Source organism: Flavobacterium selenitireducens (genome assembly GCF_014748335.1).
Classification (GTDB): Bacteria; Bacteroidota; Bacteroidia; order Flavobacteriales; family Flavobacteriaceae; genus Flavobacterium; species Flavobacterium selenitireducens.
On sequence record NZ_JAAVIY010000014.1, the window covers coordinates 37,535 to 51,877 of the forward strand.

General features: G+C 48.3%; 14 protein-coding genes. 1 reads left to right on the forward strand and 13 read right to left on the reverse strand.

Features of this window, described 5'->3' with window-relative positions:
• Positions 1-3: 3 nt before the first annotated feature.
• The 9 genes from HC229_RS15355 to HC229_RS15395 form a co-directional block, all read right to left on the reverse strand.
• Positions 4-504: a YcxB family protein gene (locus HC229_RS15355; RefSeq protein WP_191021387.1), complete on the reverse strand. Its 501-nt coding sequence runs from the start codon at positions 502-504 to the stop codon at positions 4-6.
• The gene (gene fabD / locus HC229_RS15360; RefSeq protein ID WP_191021388.1) at positions 504-1,379 is read right to left on the reverse strand and encodes an ACP S-malonyltransferase; all 876 of its coding nucleotides are present in this window, start codon (positions 1,377-1,379) and stop codon (positions 504-506) included. Before fabD ends, HC229_RS15355 begins: the two co-directional genes overlap by 1 nt.
• A 106-nt stretch (positions 1,380-1,485) precedes the next feature.
• Entirely contained in the window at positions 1,486-2,412 is a 927-nt protein-coding gene (locus tag HC229_RS15365) for a bestrophin family protein (RefSeq protein ID WP_223845641.1), read from the reverse strand.
• A 42-nt stretch (positions 2,413-2,454) separates the two neighbouring features.
• A complete protein-coding gene (locus tag HC229_RS15370) occupies positions 2,455-3,171 on the reverse strand; it encodes a hypothetical protein (protein WP_191021390.1) in 717 nt (238 codons plus the stop codon).
• A gap of 70 nt (positions 3,172-3,241) precedes the next feature.
• The gene (locus HC229_RS15375; protein WP_191021391.1) at positions 3,242-4,630 is read right to left on the reverse strand and encodes a HAMP domain-containing sensor histidine kinase; all 1,389 of its coding nucleotides are present in this window, start codon (positions 4,628-4,630) and stop codon (positions 3,242-3,244) included.
• Position 4,631: 1 nt separating this feature from the next.
• On the reverse strand, positions 4,632-5,306 hold the full coding sequence (locus HC229_RS15380) for a response regulator transcription factor (protein WP_191021392.1): 675 nt from the start codon (positions 5,304-5,306) through the stop codon (positions 4,632-4,634).
• 558 nt (positions 5,307-5,864) lie between these two features.
• Positions 5,865-7,031, reverse strand: a complete 1,167-nt coding sequence (gene purT / locus HC229_RS15385; RefSeq protein WP_191021393.1) for a formate-dependent phosphoribosylglycinamide formyltransferase — start codon at positions 7,029-7,031, stop codon at positions 5,865-5,867.
• A 72-nt stretch (positions 7,032-7,103) separates the two neighbouring features.
• Positions 7,104-8,291, reverse strand: a complete 1,188-nt coding sequence (locus HC229_RS15390; protein ID WP_191021394.1) for a pyridoxal phosphate-dependent aminotransferase — start codon at positions 8,289-8,291, stop codon at positions 7,104-7,106.
• Between the two features lie 33 nt (positions 8,292-8,324).
• Positions 8,325-9,419, reverse strand: a complete 1,095-nt coding sequence (locus tag HC229_RS15395; protein WP_191021395.1) for a fatty acid desaturase family protein — start codon at positions 9,417-9,419, stop codon at positions 8,325-8,327.
• A gap of 135 nt (positions 9,420-9,554) precedes the next feature.
• On the opposite strand from HC229_RS15395, the gene rsmG reads away from it, so the two are divergent.
• Entirely contained in the window at positions 9,555-10,184 is a 630-nt protein-coding gene (gene rsmG / locus HC229_RS15400; RefSeq protein WP_191021396.1) for a 16S rRNA (guanine(527)-N(7))-methyltransferase RsmG, read from the forward strand.
• A 33-nt stretch (positions 10,185-10,217) separates the two neighbouring features.
• On the opposite strand, the gene HC229_RS15405 is transcribed toward rsmG, so the two are convergent.
• The 4 genes from HC229_RS15405 to HC229_RS15420 all read right to left on the reverse strand — a co-directional run.
• Positions 10,218-11,234 carry a T9SS type A sorting domain-containing protein gene (locus HC229_RS15405; RefSeq protein ID WP_191021397.1) on the reverse strand — a complete coding sequence of 339 codons (1,017 nt, stop codon included), beginning with the start codon at positions 11,232-11,234 and terminating at the stop codon, positions 10,218-10,220.
• An 82-nt stretch (positions 11,235-11,316) separates the two neighbouring features.
• Positions 11,317-12,945, reverse strand: coding sequence for an L-glutamate gamma-semialdehyde dehydrogenase (gene pruA / locus HC229_RS15410; RefSeq protein ID WP_191021398.1), 1,629 nt, complete (start codon positions 12,943-12,945; stop codon positions 11,317-11,319).
• 272 nt (positions 12,946-13,217) lie between these two features.
• Positions 13,218-13,604, reverse strand: coding sequence for a Co2+/Mg2+ efflux protein ApaG (gene apaG, locus HC229_RS15415; RefSeq protein ID WP_191021399.1), 387 nt, complete (start codon positions 13,602-13,604; stop codon positions 13,218-13,220).
• Positions 13,605-13,682: 78 nt separating this feature from the next.
• Positions 13,683-14,343: type IX secretion system plug protein (locus HC229_RS15420; protein ID WP_191021400.1), on the reverse strand; the 661-nt coding region annotated here is incomplete at its 5' end.

The window sequence follows — 14,343 nt, forward strand, 5'->3', positions numbered from 1 at the left end:
GCGTTAACCTATCAATTCGACAGGGACATTCTTCAGGCCTTTAAGGGTTTGGATGAAAGTCTCTTTTTCGTTCGACGTAAGATCTTTTTTGGGAACGATTATGGCCGATAAGCTGTTCTGGTAAATCAGGAACCATTTCGGTTTCTCGACGATTTTGAACATTTTGTCCCATCTTACTTCCATATAAAACGATTCCCCGACGATTCTGATCTCGTCTTTCAATATTTCCATTTTGAGGATTTCGCTTATGTGATTGCTCGAATGGTACGTCTTTCGGATCGTGGTAAAAATGACGATCGGCTGGACGACGAGAATCAGGACAAGCGTTGCGAATTGGTAGATCAAGGGTTCGGGAAGGTCCAGCAATCCGAAATAATAGCAAGCCACCCACAACAGCAACAAAATAGCAATGCCTACCAACACCTTCATTATCGGGCGTTGGTAGGTAAGGCTAAAAAGCAATCTGGCATATTCGCCAAAACTGACTTTGGTTGTGATTTTCATTATGCTGACGCAACTTCTGCATCCTTATCGATTTTCTTGATCAAGCCCTGAAGCACATTTCCAGGCCCGACTTCGGTAAATAATGTGGCGCCGTCGGCTATCATTTGCTGTATCGATTGCGTCCATCTCACGGGAGCTGTCAATTGTATGATGAGGTTTTTCTTGATTTGGGCAGGGTCAGAAACCGCGTTTGCCGTTACATTTTGGTACACGGGGCAAACAGGCTCGTTGAATTTCGTGGCTTCGATCGCCGCCGCCAATTCTTCGCGCGCCGGCTCCATCATAGGGGAATGGAACGCACCGCCGACGGGCAAGATCAATGCGCGCTTGGCACCCGCGGCTTTCATGGCTTCGCAAGCTCTCTCTACCGCCGACATTTCGCCTGAAATCACAAGCTGGCCGGGACAATTGTAGTTCGCCGGAACCACCACGCCGTCGATAGTCGCGCAAACCTCTTCCACCTTTTCATCGTCGAGACCCAAAACGGCGGCCATTGTCGATGGCGTGATTTCACAGGCTTTTTGCATCGCCAACGCTCGTTGGGAAACGAGTTTGAGCCCGTCTTCGAACGAAAGCGTGCCGTTGGCGACGAGTGCGGAAAACTCTCCCAGTGAATGTCCCGCGACCATTTCCGGCTTAAATGATTCATTCATCGTCTTGGCCAGGATTGCGGAGTGGAGAAACACCGCAGGCTGCGTTACCTTGGTTTCTTTGAGTTGTTCGGCCGTACCTTCGAACATGATATCCGTGATGCGGAAACCCAGGATTTCGTTGGCTCGCTCGAAAAGTTCTTTGGCCAGATCGGATTGTTCGTACAATTCTTTCCCCATTCCGGTAAATTGGGCGCCTTGGCCCGGAAAAACGTATGCTTTCATAAATTCGATTCGATATTATCAGAAACAAAAATACTATTTTTTCCGACCGTTTCCTGCAATAAAAAAAGCCCGGACGAATCCAGGCTTTCGGTAGGCTAATGCCAAATCAGAGTACGAAATAGGGTTGTTTTACCTTGAGAGCAGGTGTTGGGTGCGGAACCTTTTTTTGAAGTTCATGTTCGTATTCTCCGCGGAACTCGTTGACCATTTCAAGCAAATCTTTGAGGATGTTGTCCGAAATTACGGTCATTGGCGTATCGGTCGGTCGGTTTTCGAACGGGTCTTGCAAGTGTATCGCCATTTTTTCGATCAGGAAGAACGCCGCCCCAATCGTAGTGGTTACGGGAACGACGAGCCATCCGAGGTCTTCGACCATCCCAAACGGAAGCAAGATCACGAACAGGCAAAGCGTGAATCGGATGTACATGCTGTACGTCGTCGGGAAAATCGTGTTCTTGATGCGTTCGGCTTTGCCCATAGAGTCGCACAGGCGCGTCAACGTGTTGTCGATCTCCACTTGCTGGAAAGTGTTGATGCGCCCGTTCTCCATCGCCTTGATCAATTCGCGCGAATGCAACAGCAGCAAGGCATTCGGGACGTGTTTGTGGCGTTTGATCTTTTGGAATTCATCGTCTTCAAGGAACTGTTTGGCCGGTTTTACCGAATCTTTTCCGCGCAGGCGATTCGCAAGGCTGAAACACCAGGCAGCTTGTCTTTTGGCAAAGCGTTCCTTGTAATTGTTGGCTTCGTCCGAAAAATCGGGATCCTTGTAAAAGGCTACGACTTGTCGCAACAGCGAGCGGGAGTCGTTTACGATAGCGCCCCAAACGATGCGCGCTTCCCACCAACGGTCATAAGCCTGGTTGGACTTGAACGCAAGCAAAAGCGAAATGATCGTCCCGACGATTCCCGGAATCGCGATCGGGATCGTGAGCGGGACGGCTTCGTAAAAATAATGGACAAGCCAGAACGAAAGGGCGTATAGCGAGACCAGGGCAAGTTCAACTCTGATCTTGCCCAGGACATATTTCATTGGTATTTTCTTTTTTAACAGCATAAGTTGGCGTTTTTGGAATTAACTGATCGCTTCATAAACCGACAGGACCGGCAGCTTAAGTTCATCGTGGAACGACACCGGTTTTTTACCGAGTTTGACCTTGGCCGGTTTGCGTGTTTCCACAAGTAGATCGATGTCGTTTCGGGTAATCGTCTCGGCCAGCAATTGTCGCAGCGATTGTTCTTCGGCCGGGGAAATTTTGGCCTGGCTCACGATTCTGAACGGGAATTTGCCGTCGAGGTGGCGCTGGAGGTCGGAAACCTGCAATTTGCTTCCCGTATACTCGAGGTAAAGTGCTTTTTGCATTTCAGAAGCCGGCGTCTCGCACAAGTTAAGTATCGGGCATTGGCAATTGGAGAGCAGTCCGAGGCAGTAGCGGTTGATCTTTTTGGACGATTCCCTGAACGATTTCGGAACGATGATCAACCCGATTTCAAGCGCCTGCATCAGGTTGCGCACCAACGGGGCCGATATGGAAGCTTGTCTCTGGACGTGAAGCGAAACGTGCTGCGCCTCCCGGATTTTGTCAGCACATTGCTCAAGGGTTTTCTGTTGGACCGATGTCAAAGTTGGTTTGGCGTTCCTTAAGAATGCCGCTGCCGAGTAAGAAGGTTCGACTTCGTTCAACAACAACAGGACGATCTGGAAATCTTCTCCGTTGGAGTAGGAAATGGCGCTTGTGACGGCCGATAGCGTGTCCGGTTCAAGGACGGTGGGGATAAGTATATTTTTCATGGTTGTCGTTTTACAGATACAAAACAACAACCGCAGGATTAGGCCTTGATTAAGTAAGAATTAGAATTTCCTAAGATTTTACATTAGAATCTTTAATGTCATGACGACGGAACGTGATCGTGGCCATCGTACCTTTTTCCTGTTCCGACTGAATGTCGAGTTCGCCGTTGTGCATCCGGATGATCTTGAACGCCAGCGGCAGCCCGAGGCCGTAACCGGTGTATTTCGAGGCTTTCCGGCCGCGGAAAAACGGTTCGTACAAGTAAGGGAAATCTTCTTTGGGAATTCCGATGCCGATATCGGTAATTCTAACCGACAACCGCTTCCTGTCGGCCATCAGTTCGACAAAAACAACGCTGTTATCCGAATATTTAACGGCATTCGAGATAATATTGGACAACGCCAATTCCAATAACGGACGGTTGCACGGCACGAGCAGCAGCTCATCGTTCTCCGGCATTTCTTCGAGTCTCAAGCTGATGTTGTTTTCGGGATACAACTTGTCAAGGTCGGATTTTACATCCATCAGCAATTCGTCCATACGCACTACGTCGAGCACCTGCTTGTTGCCGTCGTAGCCCGTACGAGTTAGCTTGAGCAGGCTTTCGGTAAGGTTGCCAAGTTTTGTCGCCTGGGCGTTGATGTGGGCCAATGCTTCCTGGTATTCCTCGGGTTCGCGTTTGGATTGCAAGATGATTTCGGTCTCGGCCATGATTGTCGTAATCGGCGTTTTGAGTTCGTGAGAAGCGTTATTTATAAAATTCGCCTGGATCTCGAATGAAGTTTCGAGGCGGTCGAGCATGTCGTTGAAAGTGTGGGAAAGCACGGCGATTTCATCGTCGCCTTGCGGTTGGTCGAGACGGTTGTGTAGATTGGAAGCACTGATGCGCTTCATTTCGGAATTGATTTTCGAAATCGGATTCATTACTTTATTGGCCAGCAAGCGCCCGAGGAAATACGCCAGGATCAAAAATCCAATACCGCCGATAGCCATGATGCGAATGATGTACAACGTACTGGTGTTTCCGCGACGGTCTCGGGCCGTGATTACCACGATGTATTTTTTGCCGTTTTCGTTGAACAATTGGGCATAGTGGTACTGGCTGTCGTCTTCGGTCCAGGACGATCCGTTCGAAAGCACTTCCGTGTAAAATTCCGGCGGAAGCTTGAGTTCCGTATTATATTCGAAAGAGTTCGATCCGTTCACGGGAAGTACCCAATCGCCTTCATCGATAAGCTCTTCGAGACCGCTAGCCTTGAGGTTGCGATAATACTCGGCCTTTTTCGGGTCCTGCTGATAATGTATCGACGACACGATCTTCGCTCTGTCCTGCAGTCGTTTCAAGAAGTAATACTGGTTGTTGTTCCTGAATAAAAAGACCATGACGACGCACAGCAACAGCGTGCTCAGGCCCGAGAGCGCAACATAGGTGATGGCAACTTTTTTGCGGATCTGCATCTTACGATTTTAGAGTGTAGCCCAAACCTTTCGCAGTGTGGATCAATTGGTTTTCGTACGGCTTGTCGATTTTTTTTCTCAGGTAATTGATGTAGACGTCCACAACATTGGTGTTCATCTCGAAATTGATGTCCCAAACGTTGTCGAGGATTTGCTCGCGCGACAAGATCGTCTCGGAATTCTTCGCGAGATATTGCAACAGCCGGAATTCTTTGGCCGTCAACGAAATCGCATCGTCGCCTCGTTTGACGGTTTTGGTTCGGTTGTCGATGACCAGATCGCCAATAGCAATGGTTTCCTGTGGCTTGTGTTCCTGGGCCGATCGCCTTACCAATGCGTGCACCCTGGCTTCGAGTTCGGAAAATTTAAAAGGCTTCGTCACGTAGTCGTCGGCCCCGGCCTGCAATCCGGTCACGATATTCTCGGTACTTCCCAAAGCCGTCAAAAAGAGTATGGGAACAAAATTGGCCGATGCGCGAAGGCGCCTGCATATTTCGATTCCGTTGATGTCGGGCAGCATTACGTCTAGCACAACCGCGTCGAACACATATTCCTCGAGCATCATCAAGGCGGTATTCCCGTCGAGAGCGGCGCTTACTTCATGTCCTTTTTCAGAAAATCCCCTGCGGATCACCGACAGCAAATTCGGCTCGTCTTCTACTATTAGTAACTTCATTTGTGGCATTTCGCCAAAAATAGGGATTGAAGTGTGAAATAAACGCTAAAACGATCGTTTGTCGTTTCGAATTGATGAATTCAGAACAGAATCCCGAAATAATTTTGACATAGAAAAAAATCGTTTCCTACGACTGCTAATTATAAATCGATGATGTCGATTGGGATTTGAGCCGTGGATTTCATGGGTTTTCCCGTAGCCCGGATGGCTCAATACTCTTATGTCGCCGACCTTTCCTTCCAACGCGAAATTACGTCTGTCGTATATTGGTTGAAAAAATCGTACTCCGTGTCTATTTTAATGGTCGAAGCCACCACTTTGCCATTTTTCCGATTACAAAATTGACCTTAAACGGAATGGAATCGCCCACATTCATCGCCCTGCTCACAAAATCGCGCTGAGTATCTAAGGCGATGGACCTGGAAATATCACTTGTCAGGCAGGTCGGATTTGGGTTTTCGATTTCCTGTTGTTACCTGCCTTCTTTGTAAACCGGAAGTGAGATCTGAGCGGTTAAATTGGACAAACAAAACAGACTGAAGAGTAATAAACACCTCATCAGGCCAACACTTTCACGAGCTTTGCCGCCGCTTTTGCTTTCTCCACCACTTCCTCAACCGAAGTGTCGGCAGTATCGCTTACCAAAGCGACACCCATTCGTCGATACGGACGCGATGTCGGTTTGCCGAAAAGGCGAAAATCGGTCTTGGGCAACCCGGCGATTTCTTCGATTCCTGAAAAGGTAGGATTTTCGGAATTTTCGGATGCAAGGATAACAGCGCTGGCCCCGACTTTTTCAAGCCTGATCTCGAATATCGGAAGACTCAGTATCGCGCGAAGGTGTAATTCGAATTCATTGAAATTTTGGGTTCCCGCCAGCGTGACCATACCCGTGTCGTGTGGTCGAGGAGAAAGTTCGGAGAAATAAACGCCGTCGCTTGCCAGGAAAAATTCCACACCAAAAAGCCCCGCGCCGCCAAGCGCTTCGGTGATTTTTTCGGCCATGTCCTGGGCTTCGTATAAGTCTTTTTCAGACACCTGGGCCGGTTGCCAGCTCTCCTGGTAATCGCCTCTTTCCTGTCGGTGGCCGATCGGGGAACAAAACAACGTCGGGCCCATGTTTTGGGTAACGGTCAATAAGGTGATTTCGGAATTGAAGTCCACGAACGCTTCGACAATGACTTCGACGACATCGCCACGCGAACCCTCAACCGCATATTTCCATGCTTTTTCGATGTCTTCGGATGTTTTGATAGTCGATTGGCCTTTGCCCGACGACGACATCAACGGTTTGACCACGCACGGAATGCCGACTTCTGAAACAGCAGCTTTGAGTTCTTCTGACGACGTGGCGTATCGGTAATTTGCGGTTTTCAAGCCCAGTTCTTTGGCCGCCAGGTCGCGGATCGCCTTTCGGTTCATCGTGAAGTTGGCCGCCTTGGCAGACGGTACGACGGTAATGCCTTGTTTTTCGTAGTCGTAGAAACGTTCGGTGCGAATCGCTTCGATTTCGGGAACGATAAAATCCGGTTTGTGTTTGGCCACAATGCGGTCAAGTTCGGCCCCGTCGAGCATGTTGATGACTTCGAAACCGTGGGCGACTTGCATCGCAGGGGCGTTTTCATAGCTGTCGACCGCAATCACTTTTTGGCCGATCCTTTGCGCCGCGATCGCAAATTCTTTCCCGAGTTCGCCTGAGCCGAGAAGTAGTATTTTCTGTTGCATGTTTGTTTGTTTAAGGCTTAAAGTTCAAGGTTTGCTCCGAATAACTTTAAACCTTAAACTTTAAACAGAAGGTCAGGCCAAAGCCTCTTTGATTCTCTTGAATGCTTCCTTGAGCACGTCTTCGCTTGTCGCATAGGAAAAACGTATGCAATCCGGATTCCCGAATGCGTCTCCGGTAACCGCCGCTACGTTTGCTTCAGACAAAAGATACATCGCCAAGTCGTCTGCGTTGTCGATTTGCTTTCCACGAAGGGTTTTTCCGAAAAACGAGGAAACATCGGGAAACGCGTAAAATGCACCGTCGGGGACGTTTATTTTCAAACCTGGAATATCGTTGATCAATCCGACGACCAAATCGCGTCGACCCTTGAACGCCTTTACCATATCGTTCAATACCGATGGATCGGCATCTACGGCTGTGATTGTCGCTCTTTGCGCGATCGAGTTCGCTCCCGAAGTGACCTGTCCCTGCATTTTCGTACACGCTTTTGCGATAAATTCAGGAGCGCCGATGTATCCGATTCTCCAGCCTGTCATCGCAAATGCTTTAGCAACGCCGTTCACGGTAATCGTCCGGTCGAACATGCCCGGGACCGATGCAATGGAACAGAAATTCCCGGCAAAATTGATGTGTTCGTAAATTTCGTCAGACACCACGAAAATGTCCGGATGGTTCGCCAAAACGTCGGCAAGAGCCGTCAATTCCTCACGCGTATAAACCGATCCGCTCGGGTTGCAAGGGGAGGAATACCAAACCATTTTGGTCTTTGGCGTGATGGCTTTCGCGAGTTGCCCAGGCGTAATTTTAAAATCCGATTCCACAGAAGTCGGGACTTCTACGGGAACGCCTCCCGCCATTTTCACGATCTCGAAATAGGAAACCCAATACGGCGCCGGCAAAATCACTTCATCGCCTTCATTAAGCATTACCTGGGCGATGTTGTACAGCGATTGTTTGGCACCTGTCGAAACGACTATATTAGCCGGTTTATAATCGAGATCGTTATCGCGTTTGAATTTGCGGCAAATCGCTTCTTTCAGTTCGGCATAACCGTCTACGGGAGAATAGGTGCTGTAATTTTCGTCAATCGCTTTTTTGGCGGCTTCCTTGATGAAATCAGGCGTGTTGAAATCGGGCTCACCCAACGAAAGGCTAATCACGTCTTTGCCCTGCGCCTTGAGGTCGCGTGCCAAAGCAGCCATGGCCAACGTCTGGGAAGTAGCCATACTGTTGATCCGGTCAGAAAGTAAATGGTTCATGCTTGTGTCGTATGTTTGATGGAGGTTTTAGTTTCAGGCCGCGGTAGGTTCGGTTCCCAATTCCTTCAAATGGCGGAAGTGGGCCGCGATAGCAGAACGCATCGTCCGGAATTCATGATACGGAAGGTTGCATTCGGCAGCCGTCTGTTTGATGATTTCGGAGATTTTGCTATAATGTACGTGGCTGATGTTCGGGAAGATATGGTGCTCAATCTGGTGGTTGAGACCGCCCGTAAACCAGTTGACGATTTTGTTTTTGGGAGCGAAATTCGCCGTGGTGTGCAATTGGTGGATCGCCCAGGTGTTTTCTATCGAACCGTTTTCGTCCGGGATAGGATTATCCGTCGCCTCCACTACGTGTGCCAACTGAAACACAACGCTCAGGATGAGTCCGGCGGTGTAATGCATCACAAAAAATCCGAGCAACACCTGCCACCAGATCACGCCCGTGATAATCGGGATCACGATCCAAATCGAAAAATAAATGACTTTCGTGATCACGAGCGTCGTCCATTGGATGACCGGGCTTTTGAACTTTCCGTACGACAATTTGCGCTTGAGGTAACGTCTCATTTGACGGAAATCTGTCGTAATCGCCCAGTTGAAAGTCAATAATCCGTAAAGGAAAATCGAGTAATAATGCTGGAACTTGTGGAAGCGCCTCCATTTAGCTTCATGCGTAAAACGGATGATCTGTCCGGCTTCGAGGTCTTCGTCATGACCGTGGATGTTAGTGTAGGTATGGTGCAAAACGTTGTGTTGTACTTGCCAGTTGTAGACATTTCCAGCCAAAACGTAGATCGTTCCGCCCATGAATTTGTTGATCCAGGTCTTGGACGAATACGACCCGTGATTGCCGTCGTGCATGACATTCATCCCGATTCCTGCCATTCCGATTCCCATGGCGACGCTTAGGAGCAAATGTGCCCAAAACGGGAGGTCGAGTGCCAGAATCAGAAAGTAAGGCGTGAGGAACAGGGCGAAAAGGATGGCGGTCTTGAGATAGATCTGCCAGTTTCCGGTTTTTTTGATGTTATTCTCCCTGAAGTAGGCGTTGACCCGTGAATTCAGTGTCCTGAAAAATTTCATGGAGTCTTGGGTCGAAAATGTCGGAAGGTTGTAATTCATAGTTGAAAATGATGCCAAAGGTAATTATTAATACAAGGTTTATGGTTTACAAAAACATAAAATTTCCGATGCGAATGGTTACTTTTGCGAGCCGCGGCCCAAGTCGGCAAATCGCATATCATAAAACAAAGCACAATGGAAGAAATCCTTCGCCATTTCCCGCATCTGACTGATACCCAAAAGGTACAATTCGGTAAACTCCAGGCGGTTTACGAAGATTGGAATGCCAAAATCAATGTCATTTCGAGAAAAGACATAGACGAATTGTACACCCGTCACGTACTCCATTCACTCGCCATAGCCAAGGTGCAATCGTTTGCTCCCGGCGCATCGGTGATGGACGTAGGGACCGGCGGCGGCTTTCCTGGAATTCCGCTCGCAATTTTGTTCCCCGAAACCGATTTTTACCTGATAGATGTCATAGGAAAGAAAATTAAAGTGGTACAGGCCGTCGCGGACGAACTTGGCCTAAAAAACGTCAAGGCCGAGCAAATTCGGGCCGAAAACGTCAAAGGGCAATTCGATTTCATCGTGAGCCGCGCCGTGACGAACATGCCGGATTTCGTGTCGTGGGTAAAGACAAAAATCGCCAAGGCGCAAAAGCACGACCTGGCGAATGGGATTTTGTACCTTAAAGGAGGAGATCTTTCTGAAGAATTGAAGGATTATCAAAAAATCCAGCTGTTCGATATTCCAAATTTTTTCGACGGGGAATTCTTCGAAACCAAAAAGGTGGTTTATCTGCCGGTAAAGTTCAAAGGATAAAAAAATCCCGGTCGAGATGCCCGGGATTTTTGTTTAGTTCTTGATGAGTTTTTGTATGGTATTTCCCTTGTCGGAAGCGATGTTGACGATGTAAACGCCCGATGTCAGCTGGGAAATGTCGATTCCCGTGGCGGAAGCCTGTTTCACGAGTACGGTTTTGCCTGTCAAATCGCTGATCGAGATCGATTTGATCGTCGCATCGGTTTGGATGTTCAGGATATTGTTTGCCGGATTCGGATACAGCACGGTTTTGTTTTGCGCAACATCTGGTGTTTGCAGGAAGGCCTGGACTTGCATTTCGTAAACATTTTGGGTGTCGTTTATTCCCAGCAACGGAACATTTATAGTAGTCGTCGTGCTCCTGAACTGCGGCCATAACCACGTTTGGTCGTTGTCGTAATAATGGTAAATCGTTTGCGAAAATGTTCCGACATTCCCGAAAATCGGATGAACCAACGTCAGGTTTTGCACGGTTTTGAGGCGCGTAACGGCTCTTGGTTCTTCAAAAGCGTACGTCATCAGCGTTCCGCTGGCATCAATCGAGGTGTTGAAAGTTCCCGAGAACGTACCATTGTTGCCATCGTATTCAAACGTTCCGGCGACGGTGTCTGAATTGGAATGATTTGCAAGTAGCGGGAATGTCCCGATGTCTGCGGGATTCGTATACGATAACGTGAATTCCGGATTCGCGACCCCCACGATATTGCCGCCGCCGTTACCCATAAAAAATTGCGCGATATTGCCGTCTGATATCATCGTAAGGATTTGCGTGGCATTCGGGTACACTTCGAGTTCCTGATCGGTCGGATTCGCTACTCCATACGCAACTCCCCCGATTTCGTCCAAAGCTTCAAAATTCCAGACCTGGCCGCTTCCGGTGGCGGTCTGGTCCAAAGGCGTCGGATTGGCTACGAGATTATAAGCTCTGTGATTGACTCCATCTATAACGAGCATTGGTCCGTTATACAATTGCCCCATGTAAGCGTCGACCTGAAATTGGGCGTGCGAAAGCGAGCTCAGGAAAAGTAAAGCGAGTAAAGTTTTTTTCATTTTACGATGTTTTGGTTTGGCCAAATATAAAAATAAAACCCCGATAAAAATCGGGGCCTCAATTATTTAAACAGCGATTATGTTATTCGCCCAAAAACGGGTAACGGTAATCGACCGGCGTAACGAAAGTTTCCTTGATCGTGCGAGGCGACACCCAACGCAAAAGGTTTTGGGCCGAACCTGCTTTGTCGTTCGTTCCCGAGGCGCGGGCTCCGCCGAAAGGTTGCATCCCTACGACAGCTCCCGTGGGTTTGTCGTTGATGTAGAAGTTTCCGGCGCAGTTTTCAAGCGCTTTCGTTGCTTCGTTTATCGCGTAACGATCCTGGCTGAAAATGGCTCCGGTCAACGCGTAAGGCGATGTCTCGTCCACCAATTTCAACGTTTCTGCCCATTTTGCGTCCTCGTAAACGTAAATCGTGATAACAGGACCGAACAATTCGGTTTCCATCGTTGCGTATTTAGGATTTGTTGTCAGGATGACGGTCGGCTCGATGAAATATCCGACGGACTTGTCGTAGTTTCCACCTATGATAACTTCTGCATCCGCATCGGCTTTAGCCTGGTCAATATATTTTGCAAGCTTGTCGAACGAACCTTCGTGAATGACGGCCGTAACGAAGTTTGAAAAATCTTCGGGCGATCCCATCTTGATCGACTTCAGATCCTTTTCAAGTTCTGATTTAACAGATGGCCACAAACTTTGCGGAATGTAGGCACGCGATGCCGCGGAACATTTTTGTCCCTGGAATTCAAACGCGCCGCGGATAATCCCGGTTACGACCTGGCGGACATTCGCGCTCGGATGGGCAACGATAAAATCCTTTCCTCCGGTTTCCCCGACGATTCTCGGGTAAGTCTTATAAATTTCGATGTTGTTCCCGATGTGTTTGAAGATATCCTTGAACACATGAGTCGATCCCGTAAAGTGGATTCCGGCGAAATCAGGGCTTGCGTAAACCGTCTCGGAAATCATCTGCGCATCTCCGAATACGACATTGATCACGCCATCCGGCACACCGGCTTCCCTGAATACGTCAATGATGACCTTGGCCGAGAAAACCTGGGAATCGCTAGGCTTCCAGATCACGACGTTGCCCATCAAAGCAGCGCTGGCCGGGAGGTTCGCGGCAATTGCTGTAAAATTGAAAGGTGTAACGGCATATACGAATCCTTCAAGCGGACGGTATTCGACGCGGTTCCACATATCGGACGTAGATTTTGGCTGGTCGGCGTAAATCTGGGTCATGAATTCTACGTTGAAACGCAAAAAGTCGATGAGTTCGCAGGCGGCGTCGATTTCGGCTTGGAAAATCGTTTTGGACTGAGCGATCATCGTCGCGGCGTTGATTTTCGAGCGGTACGGCCCGGCAATGAGTTCCGCAGCCTTAAGAAAAATTCCGGCGCGTTGTTCCCAAGGCAATGAAGCCCATTGTTTGCGCGATTCCAAAGCATTCGCGATGGCTTTTTCGACATGGGATTTTTCGGCGAGGTGATAGTGTCCGAGCACATGCTGGTGATCGTGCGGAGGCGTCATGTTGCGGGTATTCCCCGTCTTGATTTCTTCGCTTCCGATGTAGAGCGGAACTTCGATTTTCGCATTCCACATCTCGCGATACGTTGCCTGGACAGCAGCTTTCTCAGCCGAATTCGGGGCGTACGACTTGACCGGCTCGTTGACGGCTTTCGGTACGTTATAAAAACCTTTTGGCATATCGTTGTTTTTTAAGTTGCACAAAGATAAGGAATAGGTATTTTATCGAGGTTGAAGTTTAGGGTTTAAAGTTCAAGGTTTAAAGTTTAAAGTTTAAGGTTTAAAGTTTAAGGTTTTGAAGTTAAGGGTTGAAGTTTAAGGTTTAAAGTTCAAGGTTTAAAGTTTAAGGTTTGAAGTTTAAAGTTTGAAGTTTTGAAGAAGTCCGTCGGAAAATACGATCATCCGATGCGATCGTGCACGATCAATGTTCAACAATAATGTTAGGCCAAAAATTAATTCAATGCGAAAGGCGCACTCAATTTAAAAGTAGGGACGATTACGCGAAAACTTTTCGTCGAAGTAAAGTTGATCATATTGAAATACCCGCGCATGGCGCCAAAAGGAGAGGCGAGCAGGCAACCCGAGCTGTAAGTGTGGGTTTCTCCCGGTTTCAGGACCGGTTTTTTCCCGATGACACCTTCGCCGTCTACCGTTTCAAGATCGTTGAGCGAATCCAGGATATCCCAATGGCGGGAAGTCAACTGTACGGAATCTTTGCCGTGGTTTTCAATCGTCACATGATAACTGAACGCATAGTGGATCTTGTGATTCTTGAAGTACGTGCCTTCAAAAGTCGTCCCAACCGATATTTTTATGCCTCTTGTGATTTGTGAAACCATTGAAAAGTGTCTCAGGAATTTAATGTCGCAAATTTACAAAAAATATGCGTAGATGCGTGAGTGTCAGACTAAATTTAATCAATTGGTGATGTCGGTCGAACTGGCGGCGCCCTTACCGACGACCCTGTCATAACGCGAATTGTTCTCCCTGTAATACACGATGGCGAAATAGTTCGATTCGGTTTGCCAGTAATTGCCATCGATCGCGTTCTTGGCATCGATCCTTCCCGATTTATCGGCAATCTCATACTGGAAGTTCGTAAAACCCTGCTTGATCAGGACGGCCTTTTTATACAACTTCGCCTTTTCGTCATACTCCATTTTGAATTCAGGCGTATGCTGGTAATTGTTGAACATTCCGTTTACGAAAATATCGCTTTTGCCGAAATATGACGGGGCCGAAAGACTGAAATACACCCAAACGTAATCAGCTTCCACTCGGGGATCGTCGCGGTTGACGACCCACGGAATAAAGTTCCCGTTCTGATCCGGGTAGAACGTATAGCCTTTTTCCGCACGCGCTTCGTTCGTGAACAGGTACGCGTTGTAAAGCGACCCGTTCGAATCGATCTTCGCCACATTGAAAGCCGCGGCCCGAACGTCCTTGTTCTCAAAATACTGAAACTCGTTTCCGGCGTAAAACTGCGTCTCTTTGTCGTAACGGTAAATCAGGTCATTGCCGATAGTGTATTGCGGCTGGATGTTCACTATCGCATTGTCGAAACGGCCGTTTTGCATC